21 protein-coding genes are annotated in these 20540 nt (G+C 70.3%); 10 read left to right on the top strand and 11 right to left on the bottom strand.

Going from position 1 to position 20540, the window contains the following annotated elements; all coding sequences use genetic code 11:
- Nucleotides 1-3 precede the first annotated feature (3 nt).
- Nucleotides 4-2172, bottom strand: a complete 2169-nt coding sequence (locus tag ACFVSN_RS35790; protein ID WP_387600400.1) for an MMPL family transporter — start codon at nucleotides 2170-2172, stop codon at nucleotides 4-6.
- A gap of 536 nt (nucleotides 2173-2708) precedes the next feature.
- Between ACFVSN_RS35790 and ACFVSN_RS35785 the strand changes: the two genes are divergently transcribed.
- The gene (locus ACFVSN_RS35785) at nucleotides 2709-3335 is read left to right on the top strand and encodes a TetR/AcrR family transcriptional regulator (RefSeq protein ID WP_387600403.1); all 627 of its coding nucleotides are present in this window, start codon (nucleotides 2709-2711) and stop codon (nucleotides 3333-3335) included.
- 133 nt (nucleotides 3336-3468) lie between these two features.
- On the opposite strand, the gene ACFVSN_RS35780 is transcribed toward ACFVSN_RS35785, so the two are convergent.
- From ACFVSN_RS35780 to ACFVSN_RS35760, 5 genes are all read right to left on the bottom strand, one after another.
- Nucleotides 3469-4818, bottom strand: coding sequence for a ferric reductase-like transmembrane domain-containing protein (locus tag ACFVSN_RS35780; protein WP_387600406.1), 1350 nt, complete (start codon nucleotides 4816-4818; stop codon nucleotides 3469-3471).
- A gap of 203 nt (nucleotides 4819-5021) precedes the next feature.
- The gene (locus tag ACFVSN_RS35775) at nucleotides 5022-5366 is read right to left on the bottom strand and encodes a DoxX family protein (RefSeq protein WP_387600409.1); all 345 of its coding nucleotides are present in this window, start codon (nucleotides 5364-5366) and stop codon (nucleotides 5022-5024) included.
- Nucleotides 5367-5412: 46 nt separating this feature from the next.
- A complete protein-coding gene (locus ACFVSN_RS35770; protein ID WP_387600411.1) occupies nucleotides 5413-6993 on the bottom strand; it encodes an FAD-dependent oxidoreductase in 1581 nt (526 codons plus the stop codon).
- The gene (locus ACFVSN_RS35765; RefSeq protein WP_387600414.1) at nucleotides 6990-7895 is read right to left on the bottom strand and encodes an alpha/beta fold hydrolase; all 906 of its coding nucleotides are present in this window, start codon (nucleotides 7893-7895) and stop codon (nucleotides 6990-6992) included. Before ACFVSN_RS35765 ends, ACFVSN_RS35770 begins: the two co-directional genes overlap by 4 nt.
- A 19-nt stretch (nucleotides 7896-7914) precedes the next feature.
- Nucleotides 7915-8748: an alpha/beta fold hydrolase gene (locus ACFVSN_RS35760; protein ID WP_387600417.1), complete on the bottom strand. Its 834-nt coding sequence runs from the start codon at nucleotides 8746-8748 to the stop codon at nucleotides 7915-7917.
- Between the two features lie 141 nt (nucleotides 8749-8889).
- Between ACFVSN_RS35760 and ACFVSN_RS35755 the strand changes: the two genes are divergently transcribed.
- Entirely contained in the window at nucleotides 8890-9906 is a 1017-nt protein-coding gene (locus tag ACFVSN_RS35755; RefSeq protein WP_387600420.1) for an alpha/beta hydrolase, read from the top strand.
- A 451-nt stretch (nucleotides 9907-10357) separates the two neighbouring features.
- On the opposite strand, the gene ACFVSN_RS35750 is transcribed toward ACFVSN_RS35755, so the two are convergent.
- Nucleotides 10358-10732, bottom strand: a complete 375-nt coding sequence (locus ACFVSN_RS35750; protein ID WP_387600423.1) for a nuclear transport factor 2 family protein — start codon at nucleotides 10730-10732, stop codon at nucleotides 10358-10360.
- A 128-nt stretch (nucleotides 10733-10860) separates the two neighbouring features.
- Between ACFVSN_RS35750 and ACFVSN_RS35745 the strand changes: the two genes are divergently transcribed.
- On the top strand, nucleotides 10861-11679 hold the full coding sequence (locus ACFVSN_RS35745) for a MerR family transcriptional regulator (RefSeq protein WP_387600425.1): 819 nt from the start codon (nucleotides 10861-10863) through the stop codon (nucleotides 11677-11679).
- Between the two features lie 101 nt (nucleotides 11680-11780).
- Entirely contained in the window at nucleotides 11781-12248 is a 468-nt protein-coding gene (locus ACFVSN_RS35740) for a nuclear transport factor 2 family protein (RefSeq protein WP_387957601.1), read from the top strand.
- Between the two features lie 88 nt (nucleotides 12249-12336).
- Here the strand turns inward: ACFVSN_RS35740 and ACFVSN_RS35735 are convergent, their stop codons facing one another.
- Genes ACFVSN_RS35735 through ACFVSN_RS35725 form a run of 3 tightly spaced genes read right to left on the bottom strand, consistent with a single transcriptional unit; the run spans nucleotide 12337 to nucleotide 14254 of the window.
- Entirely contained in the window at nucleotides 12337-12798 is a 462-nt protein-coding gene (locus tag ACFVSN_RS35735; protein ID WP_387600431.1) for a hypothetical protein, read from the bottom strand.
- The gene (locus ACFVSN_RS35730; protein ID WP_387600433.1) at nucleotides 12795-13736 is read right to left on the bottom strand and encodes a metallophosphoesterase family protein; all 942 of its coding nucleotides are present in this window, start codon (nucleotides 13734-13736) and stop codon (nucleotides 12795-12797) included. The genes ACFVSN_RS35735 and ACFVSN_RS35730 overlap by 4 nt, the downstream gene beginning before the upstream one ends.
- Nucleotides 13733-14254, bottom strand: coding sequence for a cupredoxin family copper-binding protein (locus ACFVSN_RS35725; RefSeq protein WP_387600436.1), 522 nt, complete (start codon nucleotides 14252-14254; stop codon nucleotides 13733-13735). Before ACFVSN_RS35725 ends, ACFVSN_RS35730 begins: the two co-directional genes overlap by 4 nt.
- A 297-nt stretch (nucleotides 14255-14551) precedes the next feature.
- Between ACFVSN_RS35725 and ACFVSN_RS35720 the strand changes: the two genes are divergently transcribed.
- Nucleotides 14552-15127 (top strand): RNA polymerase sigma factor, encoded by a 576-nt coding sequence (locus ACFVSN_RS35720; RefSeq protein WP_387600438.1) that lies wholly within the window; start codon nucleotides 14552-14554, stop codon nucleotides 15125-15127.
- Nucleotides 15124-15858, top strand: a complete 735-nt coding sequence (locus ACFVSN_RS35715) for a Rieske (2Fe-2S) protein (RefSeq protein WP_387600441.1) — start codon at nucleotides 15124-15126, stop codon at nucleotides 15856-15858. The genes ACFVSN_RS35720 and ACFVSN_RS35715 overlap by 4 nt, the downstream gene beginning before the upstream one ends.
- A 147-nt stretch (nucleotides 15859-16005) precedes the next feature.
- Here the strand turns inward: ACFVSN_RS35715 and ACFVSN_RS35710 are convergent, their stop codons facing one another.
- Nucleotides 16006-17271 (bottom strand): vanadium-dependent haloperoxidase, encoded by a 1266-nt coding sequence (locus ACFVSN_RS35710; RefSeq protein ID WP_387600444.1) that lies wholly within the window; start codon nucleotides 17269-17271, stop codon nucleotides 16006-16008.
- 525 nt (nucleotides 17272-17796) lie between these two features.
- On the opposite strand from ACFVSN_RS35710, the gene ACFVSN_RS35705 reads away from it, so the two are divergent.
- Genes ACFVSN_RS35705 through ACFVSN_RS35690 form a run of 4 tightly spaced genes read left to right on the top strand, consistent with a single transcriptional unit; the run spans nucleotide 17797 to nucleotide 20372 of the window.
- Nucleotides 17797-18603: a metal ABC transporter solute-binding protein, Zn/Mn family gene (locus tag ACFVSN_RS35705; protein ID WP_387957599.1), complete on the top strand. Its 807-nt coding sequence runs from the start codon at nucleotides 17797-17799 to the stop codon at nucleotides 18601-18603.
- A gap of 32 nt (nucleotides 18604-18635) precedes the next feature.
- The gene (locus ACFVSN_RS35700; RefSeq protein ID WP_387600455.1) at nucleotides 18636-19118 is read left to right on the top strand and encodes an ATP-binding cassette domain-containing protein; all 483 of its coding nucleotides are present in this window, start codon (nucleotides 18636-18638) and stop codon (nucleotides 19116-19118) included.
- A complete protein-coding gene (locus ACFVSN_RS35695) occupies nucleotides 19049-19498 on the top strand; it encodes an ATP-binding cassette domain-containing protein (RefSeq protein ID WP_387600449.1) in 450 nt (149 codons plus the stop codon). Before ACFVSN_RS35700 ends, ACFVSN_RS35695 begins: the two co-directional genes overlap by 70 nt.
- Before the next feature lie 31 nt (nucleotides 19499-19529).
- Nucleotides 19530-20372 carry a metal ABC transporter permease gene (locus ACFVSN_RS35690; RefSeq protein ID WP_387600452.1) on the top strand — a complete coding sequence of 281 codons (843 nt, stop codon included), beginning with the start codon at nucleotides 19530-19532 and terminating at the stop codon, nucleotides 20370-20372.
- Nucleotides 20373-20540 lie beyond the last annotated feature (168 nt).

Genomic DNA, 20540 nt, shown 5'->3' with positions numbered 1-20540 from the left:
GGTCTAAGCATCCCCGACCCGAGCCGAAACGGGCTCCGGCTGCTCGACGCGAACGGGGGCCAATGGCGCCGCCGGGATGCGCACCAGTCGCGCGGCCCGAGCCGGCAGCCACCAGTTCCAGTCCCCGAACAGCGAGACCAGCGCGGGCAGCAGCAGCATCCGGACCACGATCGCGTCCAGCACCACCCCGAACGCCAGGCCCATGGCGATCTCGCGCACGGTGACGTCGTTGGCAGTGGCCAGCGAGGCGAGCGCGAAGAACAGGATCAGCGCGGCGGAGGTCACCAGGCGGCCGGTGCGCGACACGCCCTCGATGACGGCCTCCCTCGTGGACCTGGTGCGCTCGTACCCTTCCCGGACCCTGGCCAGGATGAACACCTCGTAGTCCATCGACACGCCGAACAGGAACCCGAAGATCAGCACCGGGGCGAGGGTGTCGATCGCGCCGTAGCTGGACGCGCCCCACAGCGCCTGCATTCCGACGCCGTGCTGGAAGACGATGACCAGCAGGCCGTAGGAGGCTGCCACCGACAGCATGTTGAGCAGCACGGCCTTCGCGGGCAGCAGGATCGACCGCATCCCGCGGGCCAGCAGCAGGAAGGTGACCACCGCGACCACCGCGAACAGCAGCGGGAACGAGCCGTAGGTGGCGTTGGTCTCGTCGATCTTCTGCGCGCCCTCGCCGCCGGCCTGCACACCGTGCGGGACGCTGTGGCGGATCCGGTCCAGCGAGGTGCCGCCGTTCGCGCTGCCGACCTCGTACTGCGGGATCGCGATGACCACCGTGCCGCCCCCGGCATGCCAGGTCGCGCCGGCCGGGGCGACGGCGCCGCGCAGGCCGGAGACGGTCTCCAGGGTGTTCACGACGGTCCCCGCGTCGGCGGCGTTCGGGACGTACAGCGGCACCGCCGTCAGCGTCCCGGACGGGAATCCGTCGGCTTCCAGCGTGTGCAGGCCGTCGGTGTACGCGCCGGCGGTGGCCAGCGCGTGGCTGCTCGGCGTACTGATGTTGATCGTCGCGGCGGTGCCGGTCAGCGCGGCCAGGATGCCCAGGCCCGCGACGGCCGAGGCCACGCGGTGCCGGATCACCAACTTCGACCAGCCGGTCCAGAACCGGCTGGCGGCCTGCCGCCGCGACGCCCGCCTCGGCCAGTCCACGCGCGGGCCGATCTTCGACAGCACCGCGGGCAGCAGCGTCAGCGCGACCAGGGTCGCGGTGGAGGGGATGAACAGGCCGGACACGCCGATCCCGCGGACCATCGAGTTGGGGACCACGATGAGCGCGAACAGGCCGAGCGAGGCCACCAGGCCGCTGAACCAGACACTGTGCCCGGCCCGCTTCACGGCCGCCCGCACCGCTTCGTCGTTGCTCCGGCCGGCCGCCCGCTCCTCGCGCCAGCGGGTGACCACCAGCAACGAGTAGTCGATCGACAGGCCCAGGCCCAGCAGCGCCACGATGTACTGAACGGACGGGTGGATCGGCGAGGAGGACGGCATCAGGTACGTCAGGCCATAGACGAGCAACTGCATCGTCAGCACCGAGATCAGGGCCATCAGGAGCGGCAGGAGCGCCAGCAGCGACCCGAACACCCAGGCCAGCACCACCAGGGCGCCGAGCGCGCCGATGATCAGCTCGCCGGTGACGCTGGAGTTCCCGCTGCCGCTGGTGTTGCCGGCCTCCAGGGCCCGCAGGCTGGTGCCGTGCACGGTCAGACCCGGCGCCGCCGCCTTCGCGGCCTGCGTCAGGGCGTCGACCTGCTCGGTGGCCATGTCGTCACCCGGCTTCGGCGGATAGGCGAGCACGATCGTGCTCGCACCACCGGTCCCGACCAGCGTCCGACTGCCGGTCGAGGCGTAGGAGACCACCCGCAGCTCCGGCACGGCCTTGGCGATGCCCGCGTCCACCGCCTTCAGCTCCGCCTGCACCTGCGGCGAGGTCACGGTCCGACCTCCCGGGGCGTCCAGGATCACGACACCCGGGTCCTGGGTGGCGCCGCCGTACTTCTGGGCGATCTGCACGTTGGCGGTGTAGCCGGGGCCGCTGACATGCGTGCCCGGCTGGAGCCGGCTCGACAGCGACGGCGCCAGCAGCACCCCGACGATGGTGACCACCAGCCAGCTCAGGCCCACCAGCAGCCGATGGCGGATCACCCACCCGCTCAGCTTCTCCATGATTCCCTCCTTGTGACCGGCAGCGACTGCGGACGCTGCCTGGCTCACTCCGGACGGTAGGGAGGGCTTCCTTACGGGACGCTTTCGGCCTCGGGAGCCATCAGGACAGCGTGACCGGGCGGCACATGCCCCCTGCACGCTGGTGGGAGCCTGTGACCGCTGGTCCGTGCTTCCCGGGAGCGCCCGACTGCCTACTTGTGCGAGTTCACTGGCACTATCCGATGGGGCGTCAGAAGCTGACCATTGGCAGGATGCGTACCCCACCGAGAGGACACGCCGGAGGCACTGCAATCCACCCAGGAGGTCCGCAGCCGCGTGCTGCGCGCGGCCCGCTACATCCCAGGCGAGCAACTGGGCACCTGCGACGACACCGGGCGGATCGAAGGGGCGGCCGCCACTCGGTGTCCAACCGGCGACTCCATAGTGGATACGGTGTTGCTGTTATGGTGTTGGCCGAGGAGGTGGACGTTTCAGTGGCAGCAGTTGGTCCTACGCGAGCAACCCCGGTATCAGGTCGGGGCCCGGGGCGTCCGCCCGTGCCGCTGGAGCGGATCGTCTCCACCGCGTTGCAGATCGTGGACGAGGAAGGGGCCGACGCTCTCTCGATGCGGACGCTGGCCCAGCGCCTGGGCTCGGGCACGGCGACGCTGTACCGGCATTTCGACAACCGGACAGCGCTGGTCGCCCATGTCGTGGACCGCGTGTTCGGCGCCGTGGAGCTGAAGGGCGACGAACTCCTCGCGATGGGCTGGCAGCAAGCGCTGCGGACGGTCGCGCACACCATGTTCGGGGCCCTGGCCCGGCACCGGAACGCGGCGCGCCTGCTGGTCGAGGAGATACCCCTGGGGCCGAACGCCATGGCGCTGCGGGAGCACTGTGTCGCGGCACTGCTCGACAGCGGCTTCCCGCCGCGACTGGCTGCGAACGCTTTTGCCACCCTCGCCCGCTACGTCCTCGGATTCGCCATACAGGTCAACGGTCATGGCGGCGGCGGGCAACTCGCGGACGCACAACTGTCCGCCGTCTTCCAGAACGTCGATCCAGCCTTGTTCCCGGCAACGAGCACCGTCGCCGGGTCGATGCCCGTTCCGATCGAGGACGAGTTCTCCTTCGGGCTCGAACTCCTTCTCAGCGGGCTTGCCCACCTGCGCGACGGCGCCTGACCAGCCAGGACGACGCGAACCCGAGCCGCCCGCCTACGGGGTCGTCTCGGCCGGCGCCCAGGCGTCCGGGGGCAACCGGTCGCCGGATGGTCAGGCCTACAGCTGTCGTGATCCGCGTGGCCGGCGCGGTTCGTCAGCGGAAGGCGAAGTGCTCGGCGTGGAGTTGCTCGCGGGGGACGCCCTGGCGGTGGAGGGCGCGGGTGAGGTTTTCGATCATTGAGGCGGGGCCGCAGAGGAAGACGTGCGTGTCGGGGGTGATCGGTCCGGCCTCGGCCTGGATTCTTTCGGCGGTCAGACGGCCGTGGCTGCGGCTGAACGTCGGGTGGAGCCGGAACTCGGGGCGGTGTGCTGCCGCTGCGGTGAGTTCCGGGAGGAACGGTGCGTCTTCGGCGCTGGGGACGCAGTAGAAGAGGTCGGTGCGGGCCGGCGCCGCACCGGGGTGGGTGAGCCAGCCGAGGAAGGGCGCGATACCGATGCCGCCCGCGATCCAGATCTGCCGGGGTCCGCCGAGGGTGTGGTCGAACATGCCGTAGGGGCCCTTGAGGGTTGCGGGGTGTCCTTCGCTCACGTCCGTGTAGAGGCCGCGTGTGCCGCGGCCCAGGGCACGGATGGTGAGGCGTACCGAGCCGTCGGCCTGCGTTCCTGCGACGCTGAAGGGATGTTCGTGCCAGCCGCCGACCCGGAGGTAGACGAACTGGCCTCCGGTCACGGGAAGCGCCGTCCTGCCGGTGGGCGTGAGGGTGAGGTCGAGGATGTCGGGTGTCGGCCGCTCGACCCGGTGGATGGTGTAGTCCGCCCGGGGTTCCCTGCGCCGTAGCACCAGTTCGTCGTAGGCGTAGGCGGTCATGCCGATGGTGGCCATGGTGACGTAGATCGCCAGGAGGGGCGTGGATCTGTTGATGACGAGATCGAGGAACCAGCCGTGCAGCAGCGCGGACAGGAGCAGCAGGCCGGTGAGGCGGTGCAGGAACAGCCAGCGCTCGTAGGGCAGTCGGAGGATGCGGCCGACCTGGCCGAGTGAGATGAGGACGAGCAGCAGCAGGCCGATGGCGGAGACGGCACCGAGGAGATGGCCCATTCCTACCGACGCGGTCTGGTGGGCGTAGCCGTACCAACTCCCGTCGAAGCCGGAGAGGAAGTGGAGGAGCAGGTGGGGGGCGAGCAGGAGGATGGACCATACGGCGTACCGCTTGTGCTGGCGGTACATGCGGTCCAGGCCGCCGAACCACTGCTCCAACCACTTCAGGCGGGTGGCCAGCACCAGGGTGCAGGACATCAGGTAGGCGGACAGGACGCCGGTGAACTCGCCGATGAAATAGACGGCGCTGAGGCCCTCGGGCCTGAGCCAGTCCCAGGCCAGGTAGAGCATGACCGCTCCGGTCGTGACCGACAGGGGTCCGACGTGGCGCTTTTTCAGGCGCGCGTCCAAGGGGGCGCGCGCGATCCGGACGGCGTAGATCGCTATCGCGATCAGGATGGGCATCGTCTACCCCTCGGGGGTCGGCACTGTGGACGAAAGGGCCCTGGTGACAGGCGGACCGTGCGGTCGCGGCTTGAGCGCCATCAGGCCCAGGTGGCTGCGGTTCCTGCCACTCTAATAATGGCTACAGTGTAGCCGTTTATCTGCGTTCCGGGCGACTCCCGGCGCTGCCCATCCGTGGAGGCGTGGACACGATCGGCAGCGCCTCAGGCGAACAAGGCCACGAGGTATGAGGCGACAAGCACCGCGCACACGGCGGCGGGCACGAGTTTGGCAACCGGGTCGCCCTTGCGCAGGTGCACGACCACGGCTCCGGCGAGCAGCAGGAGAAGCCCGGCGCCCGCGAGGCCGCCGAGCAGCGGCACGGCGAGGCCCAGCGCCACGCCGGCGACTCCTGCCAGTTGCAGCACGCCGATGCGGCGGTAGGCGGCGACGGAGAAGCCGGTCTCGGCGGCCAGCTGGCGTGCCTTCGGCAGTGCGAGTGTGTTGAGCACTCCGCTTGCTCCGAAGATCAGGGCGATGAGGCAGGCGAGGGTGACTGTGAGGATCATGAGGTGATTCCAGGGTGTCGGCGTCGGGGTGGCGTCACGGTGTGGCTCAGGCAGGGCGGTAGGTGTGGCTCGGCTGGGAGATGGTGCGGCTCCTTGCTTGCGGCGTCATCGCCCGCACGGCGGCCTGCGCGGTGGTGTGGAAGTCCCGGGTGGCGATGTGCGCGAGGTAGCCGTCGGGGCGGATCAGCAGGAGCGTGTCGCCGGTCAGGCCGTAGGCACTGCACAGCGTGTTCCTGGGGTCGGTGAAGGCGCGGCCGTCGCCCGCGGCCGGTCCGACGGTCAGCCGCTTGAGCTGGGCGCCCGTCGTCGGCCATTCGAGGAGTTCGAGGTCCCGGGCTGCGCCGGGGCCGTAGGCGATGGCGGTGAAGTGCGGTCCCTGGAGGAGGTCGAACAGACGGGCCTCGGTGCCGTCGGCGCCGAGCAGTTGGGCGTCCGGGGCGCGGTCGCCCACGCGCAGCGTGGCGGTGTCGGTGCCGTTGGCGGGGGCGAGCGGGCCGCCGTAGTAGGTCAGGGCGAGCTGCTGCTCGTCCTTGCCGCGCTTCATGCTGGAGGGGTCGAGCTTGGCGATGCCGCCCCATTTCTCCGTAGACAGTCCCAGGACCCCGACGGCGATCGGCTGCCGCTCGGCCTCGTAGGTGTCCAGCAGGGCCGGGTCGGCGCCGGCGAGGACCTGGCCGAGCTTCCAGCCGAGGTTGTAGCCGTCCTGCATACCGGTGTTCAAGCCCTGGGCACCGGCGGGGGTGTGGACGTGCGCGGCGTCGCCGACGAGGAAGACGCGTCCGCGGCCGTAGTGCTCCGCAAGACGGATGTTGGGCCGGAACACGGACTTCCAGTGGATCTCGTGCAGCTGGATGTGCCGGTTGCGGGTGTGGGAGTGGATCCGGTCGATGATGGCGCCGATCTCCTGGGGCGGCGTCTCGTCTGGCGTGAGCCGGATCATCCACTGGAACATGTCGCTACCGGGGAGCGGGCAGGCGCCGATGAGCTTGCCGCCGAGGCCGGGCCACATGTGCCACCGGTTGCGGGCCAGGCCGCTGACGGAGGCATCCACGATCAGCACGCGGTCGGACTCGTCCGTCGTCCCGGCGAAACCGATGTCGAGCTGCTTGCGCACCGCGCTGGAGCCGCCGTCGGCCCCCACGGCATAGCGGGCGACGATCGTCTCGACCCCCTCCGCGCCCACCACCTTGGCGAGCACCGTGTCCTCGTCCTGCGTCAGCTCGGTCAGTGCCTTGTTGAACTCGACCTCGCGGCCGAGCTCACCGAGCCGGGCGTGCAGGGCGCGGTCCGTGCGGAACTGCGGGATCAGCCAGGTGTTCGGGTACGGGACGTCCGGAGTTGCCTCTCGGTGGGGGAACATCTTCCACGGCACACTGAGGGGTCCGGCATGGAGCCCGAGCTTGGGATAGAGGTCGCCGCCGGCCAGCACGTCGTCGAGAGCGCCGAGGTCTTCGAGGACTTCGAGGCTGCGGGGCTGGATGCCCTTGGCGCGCGAGCCGTCGAAGGTGTGGGGGGACCTGTCGACGATCCGGACGTCGAGTCCGCGGCGTACGAGGTCGATCGCCAGGGCGGAGCCCGAGGGGCCGGCACCGATGATCAGTACGTCGATGGGCTGCGGGTTGTTCATGGGTCGAGCCTTTCAGCGCGTGCGGACACGAACGGGACGAGCTGATCGGCAACGTCGCGAGGCCGTTCGAACGGGGCCATATGCCCGCACTTGGTGATGAGGTGATGGTGACGGGGCTTCAGCAGGGCGCGCGCCGTGTCGAAGTGCCCCGGCGGCGTGACGGTGTCCTCGTCGCCCCACAGCAGCAGCGTCGGAATGCCCAGCGCCCCCGTCCGCCGGAAGAGGTCGTCACGGCCGGCGAGAGGCAGGTGCTGCAGGGTGTCGAAGACCGCGTACAGCGAGCCCTCGAAGCGCAGGGTGCCGAGGACCATCTCGGTCAGTTCCGCGCCGAGCTCGGAGTCCCGGACGTTGTGCCCGAGGTGCCCCTGGAGCAGCCGGAGGCCGCGACGGCGGGCGACCACTCCGGCCAGCAGATCGCTGCGCAGCAGCCGGTCGGGGGAGGCCAACAGCGGTTTGGCGAGACCGGCGGGTCCGACGATGGTGAGCGTGGACACCGACGGGCGGTACCGGGCGGCGTACGTCATGGCGACGAGCGCGCCCATGGAGGTGCCGACCAGGTGCAGGGGCCGCGCCGTCAGGCCGAGCCGGTCCGTCAGCTCGGCGAGCTGCCGCGTGAACAGCGTCTCGTCGTATCGCGCTCGCACCCGGTCGGAGTAGCCGCGGCCGTAGGCGCTGCAGGTCAGCGTGCGCAGCCCGCGGGCGTGCAACTCGCTGACGAGGCCGTCCCAGTAGGACAGCGGGATGGTCAGGCCGCCCGCCATCAGGACCACCTCCCCGTCCTGGGGCCCCGTCAGCTCGTAGTGGGTGACGCCGTCGGACAGCTCGACGAAACTGCCGCGCAGCGCCTTGCGCGAGTCGGCGGTGAGCTTGCGGTCCTCGCCCGGGGCGACGAAGTACTTCATGGCACGGGTCTCCTTGCCCTCAGTTCGCGGGGGTGTCGGCGCGGGAGCCGAGGAACTTCGCGATCGCGTACGCGACCCACTGCGGTTCCTCCTCCGGCAGCAGATGTCCGCCGTGGGGGTGGACCAGCTCCTGGGTGCCGGGGATGTCGCGGGTGAAGTGCTGTCCGTCGATGCCCGCGCTGCGCAGCACCAGCGTGGGCACCGTGATGCGGGGGATCTGCGCGCTGCGGTCCGGCTGGTCGGTGTTGCAGAAGTCGACGAAGGCCGAGCGGTTACCGGGGCGGCTCATGAGCTGGTAGGCGCGGTCCACCATGGCGTCGTCCACGATCTGCGCATGCGGCCCGACGGCCTCGCGCAGGCTGCGTTCGACTGCCCCGCGCGGCATCACCCGCCTCAGCAGCGGCCGCACCAGCGGGTTACGGGTCAGGCGCATCCCCGCGGGCACCGTCTTCTCCGGGTAGCCGGTGGCGTTGACCAGCACCAGGCCGGTCAGCCGCTCCGGACGGTCCAGCGCGACGTTCCAGGCGATGTTGCCGCCCAGGGAATTGCCGGCCAACGCGTAGCGCGGCACGCCCAGCGCCTCCGCGAAGCCCGCCACCGTCGCGGCGTACGCCGGGATGCGGTAGTCGCGGTCCTTGCGCGGGCCCGTCAGTCCAAACGCCGGCAGGTCGGGACGGATGACGTCGAACGAATCCGACAGGAGATCCGTCGCGCGGTCGAAGTGCTGCAGGGACGAGGCACTGCCGTGCAGCAGCACGAGTACCGGGCCGTGCCCGGCGCGCTTGTAGTGGATCCGCAGGCCGTCCACCTCGACGAACCGGGAATCGGGCTGGGGCTCAGACCAGATACTCATAATGGATACACTGTTACCGATAAGGTGGTCGTGTCAAGCGGAAGCCCTCGTCGCGGGCGCGGCGCCCGCCTCGGCCGACCGGCGAGGCGCCACCGCTTGAACCCGAGAACCGCGGCCACCCGAACGAAAGGTGCGCAGTACATGACACTCCGACGCGTTCTCAGCGGCCTGGGCGCCGCAGCAACCCTCGGCGTTGCCGCGGCGATCAGCACACGTCGCCGCGCTCTGGTGGCAGTCCCCCGCGAGCTGCGGCACCCCGTGCTCCTCCTCCCGCTGAACTTCGGCAACCCGGTCACTCTGGCCATCGCCCGCCGCCTCGTTCCCTTGGCGGGAGCCGCCTCCAGGCCCGGCGTCCGCATCGAGCGGCGCACACTGCCGGCCACGACCGCCGACCCCTCCGTCGAGGTGCTCACCTACCAGGCATCAGGCCAAGCGCCACGCGCAGCACTGCTCTGGATCCACGGCGGAGGAACCGTCATGGGTGCCGCTCGGCAGGAGAACACCTGGTGCAGCCGCGTTGCCGACGAACTCGGCGTCTTGGTCGTCAGCGTCGACTACCGCCTCGCACCCGAAGATCCGTACCCCGCAGCTCTGGACGACTGCTTCGGTGTACTCCGCTGGCTTCACGCCAGTGCCGCCACCCTCGGCATCGATCCCGCCCAGATCGCCGTCGGCGGCGAAAGCGCTGGAGGCGGACTCGCCGCCGTCGTCGTCCAGCGAGCCCACGATTCAGGAGTGCCGGTCCGGTTCCAACTCCTCCTCTACCCCATGCTCGACGACCGCACGGCCCTACGCGTCGACCCTCCCAACAGCGCGATCTACACGTGGACCCCGGACTCCAACCGCTTCGCCTGGACCTCCTACCTCGGCCGCCCGCCACAGGACCGCGACGATCGCCCCTACATCGCGGCGGCAAGACGTAGAAGCCTCGATGGGCTGCCGCCCGCGTGGATCGGCGTGGGCGACCTCGACCTGTTCCACGACGAAGACGTCGACTACGCCCGACGCTTGGGCGAGGCCGGCGTCGCCTGCGAGCTGCGGGTCGAACCAGGCATGTACCACGGTGCTGACGCCTTGCTCGACGGCAAAGCACCTTCGATGACCGCATTCCGCACTGCCGCCCTCGACGCTCTGCGAACTGCCCTGGCAAAACCCTGACCGCCCTGGCCTGTCCTGCCTGCGGCCCTACTCCTCGACGGCGACAGCGGCGATGCCCTGGCCGTGGTAGATCTCGTCGTAGTAGTGGATCACCAGGGGGCGGGTGAGCATGGCCTCGAAGGTGGCGGTGAAGCCGTTCGCGGTGCGCCAGGCGAGGTAGTCGGTGTAGTTGTGTGCCTCGGTCCACCTGGTCAGGCCGGCGACATGGTCGGCGTCGCCTTGGTCGCGCAGGATGCGGATGTGTTCGCAGCCCTCGTGCTAGAGGCTCTCACCCAGGATGTCCAGCAGTAGTTCTGCGACGTCGTCGCCCCGGCCGGGCTGGGAGAAGAGCTCGGCGATGACCACTGTGCTCATGGGGTGCTTCCTGAGGGGTGTTGGTGCTGTCCGGTCACCGGGCAGCGGTGGGAGTTCGGGAGACTCGCGCCAGCCGGCCGCCGGAGCGGACAGGTCTTCAGTAGGGAGCCGGCGCGTTGTGCACGATGATCAGTGAGCTGATCCTGCCGTCGGTGACGGTGAAGTAGTTGGTCAGTACCAGCTCGTCGGGGAGGTTCGTCTTGTCGTACTCGTCGTCGTAGCGCGCCCGCACGATCGTCAGGGTGCGGTGGGGCACGACCTGCGTCACGTCCATGGTGACCTTGGCGTCCACCAGTTCGCGGCTCGCCCAGGCGCGGATCGACGCGGTGCCGACGAATTCGCGCAGCGCGTCGTTGACCAGGGCGTCGTTGGTGAAGGTCGCCATGATGGCGTCCACGTCGAAGGCGTTGACCGCCGCGATGTGGGCGGTGACGACGTCGGGCAGTGCATCGGCTGGGCCGGTGGTGTTCATGGTGGCTCCTTCGTCGGCCTGTGACCGTTGGGGTCCGTACTGAACACGTTGGGTGCTCCCCGTCCGGGAGGGTCAACCGGTGGTCCGGTGCTGGACCCTCCGGTAAGGGGAGGGTTCATACTGGCGCCATGCACACCGGTCTGACCGTAGGCGAGTTCTCCCGCGTGTCCCATCTGAGCGTCAAGACGCTGCGGCACTACCACGACGTCGAGCTGCTCACGCCGGCCGACGTCGACCCGGGAACCGGCTACCGGTACTACTCCCTGGACCAGGTGCCGACGGCGCAGGTGATCGTTCGCCTGCGCAACCTGGAGATGCCCGTGGCGGACGTCAAGGCCGTGCTCGCCACGGAAGACGTTGGCACCCGCAACGAGCTGATCAGCGCGCATCTCGCGCGGCTGGAGGACCGGCTCGCGAAGGCGCAGAGCGCCGTCGAATCGCTGCGCGAGCTGCTGGCCCGGCCCGCGCGCGGGTCAGCCATCGAGTACCGCACGGTCCACGGGCAGCCGGCCATCGGCATCCGCGAAGTCGTCGACCGGCAGGACGTGGTGAGCTGGTGGCAGGGCGCCCTCGGCGAACTGCACGGCTTCGCCACGGCCCGAGGACTGCGCCGGACGGCCCCGATGGGCGGCCTGTTCGCCAGTGAGCTGCTCCAGGACGAGCGCGGCGAGGCGCTCGTGTTCCTTCCGGTCGACGGTGACGCGCGCCCGGTCGGCCGGATCGACGCAGTGGTCGTGCCCGGCGCGGAACTCGCGGTCGCGGTCCACCACGGGCCCCTGGAGACCATCGACCTCACCTACGGCGACCTGGGCACCTACGCCGCACGGCACGAGATCGGCGTCGACGGCCCGCTGCGCGAGTTCTACCTGCGCAGCCCCCTCGACGCGACCAACGAGCACGACTGGGTCACCGAGGTCGGCTGGCCCATCTTCCGCTCGAACGGATAGCGGAGGTTCGCCCGCGCCGGTGCGGTTACGGCGTGCCTTGATCCGGGCTCAGCCCACCGGTGCTCTCATGCAGGTGTCATTCACTTCCCGAGGGAGTCGCCTTGTCCTCTCACGATCCGATCTCACCGCAGGAGGCCGCCGACCGGCTGGCCATCCGGGAACTCATCGACGCCTACGCCCACTGCGCCGACCGCCGGGACGCCAAGAGGCAGATGGCACTGTTCACCGAGGACACCCGCTTCCTGGTCTTCATGGACGCCACCGCCGCCGAGCCGACCCAGGAACTGCACGGCCGCGAAGCCCTTGCCCCGGTCTTCGACAACCTGAACACCTACAAGGCCACCACCCACTTCAACGGCCAGAGCACCGTGATCCTGGACGGCGACCGGGCGAGCGGCGAGAGCTACTGCCTGGCCCACCACATCTCCTACGGCGCGGATGCCGAGCGCACGATCATGATCGCGTCCATCCGTTACCTGGACCATTTCGCCAAGCGCGAAGGCGAGTGGCTCTTCGCCGAACGACGTCTGATGGTCGACTGGACCGAGACCCGCCCCAGCACTCCATGAACCACTCAGCCAGGCACACCCGCTCTCGTACCGCTGGTTCAGGATGCGCCCGGTCCCCCGCCCACCAGGGGCCGGGCCCGGACTGTCTTCAGCCCGCGCTCGGTGGGCGGGACACGGGTGCCCGCCGGTGCCGGACAGTGAGATATCCAGCTGCGAGCAGCGCCAGCACGGCTGCGCATTCGGCGACGATGCTGATGAGCGCCTGCGGGGCGGGTTGCAGGCCGTGTTCGACGAATCCGAAGACGCCTGTGGTGCGTGAGGCGGCGAAGCCGGCCAGCGCACCGACGGCCGTGCCCACGGCAGCGAGGTGGATGAGCGCGGGCGGCGGGAGGAGTGCCCCCGCCACCAGCAGCACCCCGAGGCCGAACGAGGCCGCGGCCTGGAGCAGAAACAGCACGCCGACCACGTGCAGGTAGCGGTAGCCGTCGAGGTAGAGCTGAGCGTGGACAACGCCGCTGGCGGCGAGCGTGGCCCCGGCGGCCGGGGTCAGCAGTCTCGCGGCCACGGGCGGGCGCGCTCCTGCCCGTACCGGCGCGGTGGTGTCGTTCATGCGAGCTCCTGGTCGGTGATCGCCAGCGCGGTGGTGCCCTGCCGGTACTGGACGGTGCGGATGCCGAGGGCGGTGTGTAGTTGCCGGGCCGGGAGCACCTGCGGGGTCGGAGCGGGGGCCTGTCCTGGCTTGGGCAGTGGGTAGGCGGTCGTGGTGGCCGAGTGGAAGGTGACGTTGCCCTCGACGCGGCTGAACAGCTGGTGGACGTGCCCGTTGAGGGCCGTGACGGAGGAGAACCGCTTGAGCAGGTTGAGAACCTGCAGCGCGTCGTCCGTCGACCACCCCCATTGCGGGTACATGGCGAACAGCGGGATGTGGCTGAACACGACGATCGGGGTGTCGGAGGACAGGCCGGCGACGTCGCGGCGCACGAAGTCGATCTGATCGGCGCCGAGGTGTCCCAGCTTCTCCAGGCTGAGGGTGTTGACGAGCGCGATGAAGTGCACGCCGTGCGTGTCGAAGCTGTACCAACCGTCACCCTGCGTGCCCTGGGCGAAGGCCTGCCGGTAGGCACGGCCCTGGTCGCCCACCGAGTCGTGCTCGCCGGGGACCGTGAACACCCGCTCGGTGCGCAGGCCGCTCATCATCTGCTTGACCTGGTCGAACTGCGCCGGGGTGGACAGGTGGGTCAGGTCCCCGGTGTGCATGACGAAGTCCGGCCGGAACCCCAGCGCGTTGACCTGGTCGATCGCGCGGGTGAAGGAGCCGGTGACGTCGGTGTTGGCGGGCCCGGTGAAGCCGATGTGGCTGTCGGAGACCTGCACGAAGCGCAGCGTCTTGGCGTCGCCGGTCGCTGCGGCGGCGATGCTGTCGCGCGAGTCGGCGATGTGGCTGACGACCTCGCCCGCGGTGACGCTCAGCACCACGGCGGCGCCGAACCAGCCGGCGTGCCGGGCGAGCTGGCGGCGGGTCATGGGGGCGGTCACGGGATCGGTCATCGGGTCACCGTCACGGTGGCCGTCATGAACGGGTGGATGGTGCACAGGTAGCTGTAGGTGCCCGGGGTGGTGAACGTGTACGAGTAGCTCTGCCCGGTGGTCAGCGCCTTGGAGTTCAGCGGTCCGGTGTTGTTCTGGCCGGTGACGGTGTGCGGCTCGCTGTCCTGGTTGGTCCAGGTCACCGTGGTGCCGGCCTTCACCGTGACGGCGGCGGGGGCGAAGGCGAAGTTCTTGATGGCCACGCTGTCGGAGCCCACCGGAGTACCCGCGGGTGTCTGCGCGTCGGTGCCGGGGGTCGTGGGCATCGGCATCGTCATGGTCGGCATGGGACCGGCGCCGGTTGCGGTGGCGCCGGGCATCCCGGCCAGGCTCGACTGGCCGGAGCCGGGGGTGAGGGCGGTGGCGGTGGCCGACGCGGTGCTGCGCGTGGGGCTGGAGCATCCGGCCAGGGTCAGCCCGGCTGCCGCGAGCAGCGCGGCAGCGGCGCATGCCCGGCGCCTGGTGAGGGAGATGTTCATCGGTTCGGCTCTCTGATCGGCCCTGGACGGGCGCGGACGCAGACCTCGATCTGGCTTCGACGGGTGCCGGGGCCGGGCGCTTGCGCCACGGCCCGCTGCCGTCGCAAAGGGGATACGGGCGGGGGTTACACCGGCACCGCGCACGGCACGGCTGTAACCCCTGCCCGTATCTGTTGGCGAGGAGAATCGACGGAGGTCAATCGATGCCGAGAGAACAGGTCCGGTGCACGCCGCGCTCTACCATGAGCCGTGGCCGGTCGCCGGAGATTCGCAGCGCTCAGACGGGTCGGCCCCGGCATGATCTGGCGGGCTGACACCGCGGTGCCGGCGTCCCGCCCCTCGGTACTGCCGTGGGCGACGTACCCCGACTGGGACGCGATCTACGCCGACAACGTGGGGCGTATCTACCGGTTGATGTTCGCGAAGGTCGGCAACCGTCCGGACGCCGAAGACCTGACCTCGCAGGTGTTCACGGCCGCGCTCGGGCCGTTGCGGCCCGGCGCCGAGATCGGTCAGGTACGCGCCTACCTGACGGCGACCGCGCGCACCGTGCTCGCCGAGCACTGGCGTCGCACCCTGGGCCACCAGGTCACCGAGATCGACCCCGCCGACCTCGACCTCGCCGATCAAGCACTCGGTGCCGGGGAGGGCGACACCGCCGAAGCCGACGCGCACGCGCAGCGCATCCTGGAAGCGCTGCCGGAGCGGTACCGGCAGATTCTCGTCCTGAGATTCCTGCGGGGGTACACCGTCCGGCAGGCCGCGACGGAACTCGGGGTCACGGTGGCGAACGCGAAGGTCCTCCAGCACCGCGCCCTGCGTGCGGCCGCCCGGGTGGAGAACAACGCCGACAAGGAAGGGGAAGCGTCATGAGACGGCAGGCAGTGGAGCGCTACGTGGAACGGCTGTTCGCCCGGCGCCGCCCCAAGCCGTTCGCGGCCACCGAGGAGGAGCTGGCCGTGGTACGCACCGCCATCGACCTCGCGGCCGCCGGACCGGACGCCCAGGGCCCCAGCCCTGCCTTCGTGGACCGGCTGCGCCGGCAGCTGCGCGAACAGGAGCAGACGCGGGCCGCCACGCCCGCACCGCAGCCGGCGTGGCGCACCCCGCCGCGCCGTCGGCTGCTGGCTGCGGGAGCGCTCACCGCCACCGGCGCGCTGGCCGGCGTGGCCGCGGACCAGCTCCTGCAGCGACGCGAGGAGGGCGCGCAGGCGCAGCAGCCCGGCCCGTCGGCAGAGCTCGTCCCGGTCACCGGCAGCTGGCAGCCGGTCGTCCAGGCCGCCGAGCTGCCCGAGGGAGCCGTCGTCGCCTTCGACCTGGGCGCTGTGACCGGATTCGTCCGCCGTACCGACGGGCGTATCCGGGCCGTCTCGGGCAACTGCACCCATCAGGGGTGCCGGCTCGACCTGGACAGCGCCCGCGACAGGCTCGCCTGCCCGTGCCACGGAGCGACCTTCAGCCTCGCCGGCGTGAACCTGACGCGTCCGCACCAGTCCGGCGAGCCGCTGCCCGCGCTGCCGCGGCTCCCGGTGCGCGAACTCGACGGCGCCATCCAGATCTACGCCCCGGCTGCCGACCACTCCCCGAAGGCGACAACCGAGTAACGTCGCCCCACCGGGACAGCTCCGGGAGGAAGCCAACCGACGTGCCCGAGTTCTGAGCCTGTCCTACCCCACCAAGCATGGGCCCGGGGCGGGCATTCGTAAGATCGTCGGGCCAGGGATTCCGGGCATGGCCGTGAGCTTGTCCTACTAGAGGCAGGAGCGCGAGACCAGGTCGCCGACCTGGTCTCCGAGCGCCTGCCCCGCGTTCTCGTCGAACAGGAAGTGCTGGCCGGCGAAGATCCGGCTCTCCGCCGCCTCGTCCGCGGCGGCGGAGAAGCTGTGGAACTCGCGTACGACTCCGGGGACGCCGGCGTTCGAGAGCGAGATGTCGACCACGTCGTTGCCGAAGAAGTTGCGCAACGCCGATGCGGCGGACTGGCTGATCTCCGCGTGGGCGCCGGGGTAGCTCGGGTCGGGCGCGGTGTTGAAGAGCGGCAGCCAGGCCGGGTCGCCGGCCGTGGCGTCGTTGCCGTCGGTGCCGGCGGCGCGGACGGCGGTGACCGGACGCCAGAAGTGGTACGCGTACTTGGCGTCGTAGAGCGCGATCACGCCGTCGGCGAGGCTGACGTCGAGCTGGGCGAACAGGCGCGCGTTCTGCCCGAGGCTGGTGTGGGCCTGAGCCGCGGCCTGCTGCGCGATCTGGTTCCACACGATCCAGACCGGGCCGGCACTCCAGAACTTGGCGATGTCGGTCTGGTTCTGACTGCGCGTCGTGCTGTTCAGCTGACCGAGCGACTTGACCTGGTTGAAGTCATCGGCGTAGTTCGGGCTCGTGACGGCCGGCGGGGCCGGCGGGCGGAACTGGTCACCGCTGTCGAGCACGAACGGCCGCACCTTGCCCCAGCCGGTGAACACCGGCGTCGGGTTGTTCGGCGGGGTGATCTGGTACTCACCCGGGCCGGGCTGCGGCTGGTACGGCGGGACGACGGTCGCCGAGCCGTCGTCTGCCCGCTCGTCGAGGACCTCCTTCGCGGCTTCCTCGCCGACCTGGATGCCCTGGCGGACCGGCGTCCCGGAGCCGAGCTGGGCCAGCGACTCCTGGAACTTCGCATCGAGCGCCGGCTTCTGGGTCGGCAGGAGCGCCACGAGCGCGGCGTGTGCCGCCGCCGCGGCGGCGGCTTGTGCGGAGGTGTCTGACTGGGGGGACGAGTGCCCTCCCTCGACGGTCTTCACCGCGTGGTAGACCGCGAGCTGGGTGATCGCCATGGTCCGGGTGGGCTGAATCGTCGCCGGCTGTGCTCCAGGAGCGACGAGCACGGTGCTCAGCTCCTGGTTCCACACGAGAACCTGGTCCGGAACGCTGGACGCGGGCGCCGCGTCCAGCGCGCCGGCGGCGTGCCCCACAGAGGCGGTGGCGCCGACGATGGCCAGGTTCACGGCGAGGGCTGCGATCAGCCAGGTTGTGCGCCTCATGGGTGAGTTCCAATCTGGTACGCGATACAGGACTTTGGCCGCCATCGTGGACTTTTACACACTTAGTGCGACTTGATGTCTCATAGCCAGACAAGCCCCTTTGACGTCCACCCGCTCGGCTGAACTCGAAGAAGGGGGTCCCACCAACACGCCGAGGCTCGACCTGCAACGCCCATCGACGGTTCGACGTGGCCGACTCGGCCGCGCCTCGCCGCTGCCCGCACGTCAAGTCTTGGCAATGATTTCCATTTTGCCCACCTTGTGCCTGGTGGTGAAAATCGTTTCCATCTAGGGTGGCGGTGTCCAACGGAGCCGGACCCTGCCCAGCGGTGGCCGGCTGTCTTCGAGGAGTGATCCGTCATGCCCGCCGTCCTGTCCATCACGCTCCGCCGCTCGCTCAGATTCGTTCTGGGAGCCACGGCGGTTACCGCCCTGGCTGCGACCAGCGCCTGCTCGACCGCGTCGTCGCCGAAGAGCGGGGCTGCGGCTTCCGCCACCGGCGGGGGCAGCTCGAAGGTGATCCAGGTGACCGCGGCGGAGAACTTCTGGGGCAGCATCGCCACGCAACTGGGCGGCGAGCACGTGAAGGTGACCAGCATCATCACCAACCCCGACACCGACCCGCACTCCTACGAGCCGACCGCTGCCGACGGGCGCACGGTCGCGGGTGCGGACTACGTGATCAGCAACGGGATCGGGTACGACGCCTGGTCCGACAAGCTGCTCGCGGCGAACCCGGCTTCGGGCCGGACCGCGCTGAAGGTCGGGGACCTGCTGGGCAAGAAGGAGGGCGACAACCCGCACCAGTGGTACTCGCACGACAGCGTGTACATGGTGATCGACCAGATCACCGCCGACTACAAGAAGATAGACCCGGCCGACGCGGCCTACTTCGACACGCAGAAGAGCACCTTCGAGACCCAGACGCTGGCCAAGTACAACCAGCTGGAAGCCGACATCAAGGCGAAGTACGCGGACACACCGATCGGCGCCTCGGAGTCGATCGTCACCCCGCTCGCCGAGAGCGTGGGCCTGAAGATGCTGACCCCGGAGACCTTCCTGGACGCGGAGAGCGAGGGCACCGACCCGACCGCCGCCGACAAGGCGGCCATCGACCAGCAGATCAGCGGCAAGCAGATCAAGATCTACGTCTACAACACCCAGAACTCCAACCCGGACGTGGTGGCCCAGGTCAACGCGGCCAAGGCGCAGGGCATCCCGGTCGCCCAGGTCACCGAGACCCTCGCCCCCGCGAACGCCACGTTCCAGGACTGGCAGACCCAGGAGCTGCAGGGCATCGCGGACGCACTGAAGGCGGCGACGGGCAAGTGAGCATCCACCCGACCGAGAAGGTCCGAACGGAGATGGGGCGCACCACACCGGGTGCGGACCCGGTGCTGTCGCTGCGCGGCGCGGCCGTCCGGGTGGGCGGACGGACCCTGTGGTCGGGTGTCGATCTGACCGTGGGGGCCGGGGAGTTCACCGCCGTGCTCGGCCCCAACGGGGTAGGGAAGTCCACTCTGGTGAAGGTGCTGCTCGGGGTGCTGCCCGCAGCGGCAGGTGAGGTGCGCGTGCTGGGAGGCGAGCCCGGCTCGCACAGTGGCGCCGTGGGGTACCTGCCGCAGCGCCGCAGCTTCGACGCGAGCGTGCGCATCCGCGGGGTGGACGTGGTGCGCCTGGGCCTGGACGGGGATCTGTGGGGGGGGTCCCCGTTCCGGGCCTGGGCCGGGCCAAGCGACGGGCCGCGCGCGAACGCGTCGCGGAGGTCATCGAGTTGGTGGGTGCCACGAAGTACGCGCACCGGCCGATCGGGCAGTGCTCGGGCGGTGAGCAGCAGCGGTTGCTGATCGCCCAGGCGCTGGTCCGCCGCCCCCGGGTGCTGCTGCTGGACGAGCCGCTGGACAGTCTTGACCTGACCAACCAGGCTGCTATCGCCTGCTTGCTGGGCAAGATCTGCCATCTGGAGAAGGTGGCGGTGGTGATGGTCGCGCACGATGTGAACCCGATACTGCACCACCTGGACCGGGTGGTCTACATCGCCGAGGGCGGCGCCGTCTCCGGCGCGCCCGCAGACGTGATCACCTCTGAGGCGCTGACCCGCCTGTACCGCACACCCGTCGAGGTGCTGAGCACGAGTGACGGCCGCCTGGTGGTGGTCGGCCAGCCGGAGGCCCCGGCCCTGCACACCGACCGGCACGCCACGGGAGGCCGTAATGCTGGCATCTGACGCTACATCGCCCGCGTTCTCGTGGAACCTGATGGCGGACTTCCAAGACATGTGGTCCTACCTGTACATGGTGAACGCCTTCCGGGCCGGCCTGATCGTGGCCGTGGTCTGCGCGGTAGTGGGCTGGTTCATGGTGCTGCGCCGGCAGACCTTCGCCGGACACACGCTCTCCGTGGCGGCCTTCCCCGGCGCGGCGCTGGCCGTGCTGGCCGGCTTCTCCACCACGCTCGGCTACTTCGGCTTCTGCATCGCCGCCGCGCTGGTGATCGCCGCGCTGAACCGCAAGGGCAGGGAGGCCGGCGGCGAGGAGTCGGCCGTCACCGGCACCGTCCAAGCGTTCGCGCTGGCCTGCGGGTTCCTGTTCATCAGCCTCTACAAGGGCCTGCTGGAGGGGCCGACCGCGCTTCTGTTCGGCGACTTCCTGGGCATCACCACCGGCCAGGTCGTGACCCTGGCCATGGTCGGTGCGGTGGTGCTCGCGGTGCTGGCAGTGATCGGCAGGCCGCTGCTGTTCGCCACCCTGGACGAGGCCGTGGCGGCGGCCCGCGGGGTGCCGGTGCGCCTCCTCGGCTTCGGCTTCCTGGCGCTGGTCGGCGCCACCGCGGGCGAGGCCACCCAGGCGGTCGGCTCACTGCTGCTGCTCGGCCTGCTCGCCGCCCCGGCCGGCGCCGCGATCCGGCTCACCGACCGCCCGTTCCGCGCTCTCGCGCTCTCCGCCGCCTTGGCGGTGGGCGAGATGTGGGGCGGGCTCCTGCTCAGCGCCGCCGCCCCCAAGCTCCCGCCGAGCTTCGCCATCATGGCCACCGCGAGCGCGGTCTACGCGGCCACCTTCCTCATCCGCCCGGCCCGCGCCGCCCGGCCGGTGCCGGCCTGACCGGCAGCGCGACCACCGGGGGTTGACCGTGACCGAGACGAAGAGCAAGACGCTGACCACAGTCTTCCGTCGTGGCGCCCCCCCCCGCGGCGGGCCCACGGGAAACCCCCGGCCCCCCCAAGGGGGGGTCGGGCGCCCTACAACCCCCCCGGCCCCCGGGGGGGGCGC

It is taken from the genome of Kitasatospora sp. NPDC057904, from assembly GCF_042887925.1.
Classification (GTDB): Bacteria; Actinomycetota; Actinomycetes; order Streptomycetales; family Streptomycetaceae; genus Kitasatospora.
The sequence above is the reverse complement of the archived record's forward strand: the minus strand, read 5'-3'. Positions and strand labels throughout refer to the sequence as shown.

Bases quoted from the DNA above. Each gene is read 5' to 3' on its own strand.
- ACFVSN_RS35710 (WP_387600444.1), bottom strand. From the start codon at position 17,271: ATGAGGCGCACAACCTGGCTGATCGCAGCCCTCGCCGTGAACCTGGCC.
- ACFVSN_RS35760 (WP_387600417.1), bottom strand. From the start codon at position 8,748: ATGAGTATCTGGTCTGAGCCCCAGCCCGATTCCCGGTTCGTCGAGGTG.
- ACFVSN_RS35775 (WP_387600409.1), bottom strand. From the start codon at position 5,366: ATGATCCTCACAGTCACCCTCGCCTGCCTCATCGCCCTGATCTTCGGA.
- ACFVSN_RS35790 (WP_387600400.1), bottom strand. From the start codon at position 2,172: ATGGAGAAGCTGAGCGGGTGGGTGATCCGCCATCGGCTGCTGGTGGGC.
- ACFVSN_RS35715 (WP_387600441.1), top strand. From the start codon at position 15,124: ATGAGACGGCAGGCAGTGGAGCGCTACGTGGAACGGCTGTTCGCCCGG.
- ACFVSN_RS35750 (WP_387600423.1), bottom strand. From the start codon at position 10,732: ATGAACACCACCGGCCCAGCCGATGCACTGCCCGACGTCGTCACCGCC.
- ACFVSN_RS35780 (WP_387600406.1), bottom strand. From the start codon at position 4,818: ATGCCCATCCTGATCGCGATAGCGATCTACGCCGTCCGGATCGCGCGC.
- ACFVSN_RS35730 (WP_387600433.1), bottom strand. From the start codon at position 13,736: ATGACCGATCCCGTGACCGCCCCCATGACCCGCCGCCAGCTCGCCCGG.
- ACFVSN_RS35745 (WP_387600425.1), top strand. From the start codon at position 10,861: ATGCACACCGGTCTGACCGTAGGCGAGTTCTCCCGCGTGTCCCATCTG.
- ACFVSN_RS35700 (WP_387600455.1), top strand. From the start codon at position 18,636: ATGGGGCGCACCACACCGGGTGCGGACCCGGTGCTGTCGCTGCGCGGC.
- ACFVSN_RS35690 (WP_387600452.1), top strand. From the start codon at position 19,530: ATGGCGGACTTCCAAGACATGTGGTCCTACCTGTACATGGTGAACGCC.
- ACFVSN_RS35765 (WP_387600414.1), bottom strand. From the start codon at position 7,895: ATGAAGTACTTCGTCGCCCCGGGCGAGGACCGCAAGCTCACCGCCGAC.
- ACFVSN_RS35755 (WP_387600420.1), top strand. From the start codon at position 8,890: ATGACACTCCGACGCGTTCTCAGCGGCCTGGGCGCCGCAGCAACCCTC.
- ACFVSN_RS35720 (WP_387600438.1), top strand. From the start codon at position 14,552: ATGATCTGGCGGGCTGACACCGCGGTGCCGGCGTCCCGCCCCTCGGTA.
- ACFVSN_RS35725 (WP_387600436.1), bottom strand. From the start codon at position 14,254: ATGAACATCTCCCTCACCAGGCGCCGGGCATGCGCCGCTGCCGCGCTG.
- ACFVSN_RS35735 (WP_387600431.1), bottom strand. From the start codon at position 12,798: ATGAACGACACCACCGCGCCGGTACGGGCAGGAGCGCGCCCGCCCGTG.
- ACFVSN_RS35770 (WP_387600411.1), bottom strand. From the start codon at position 6,993: ATGAACAACCCGCAGCCCATCGACGTACTGATCATCGGTGCCGGCCCC.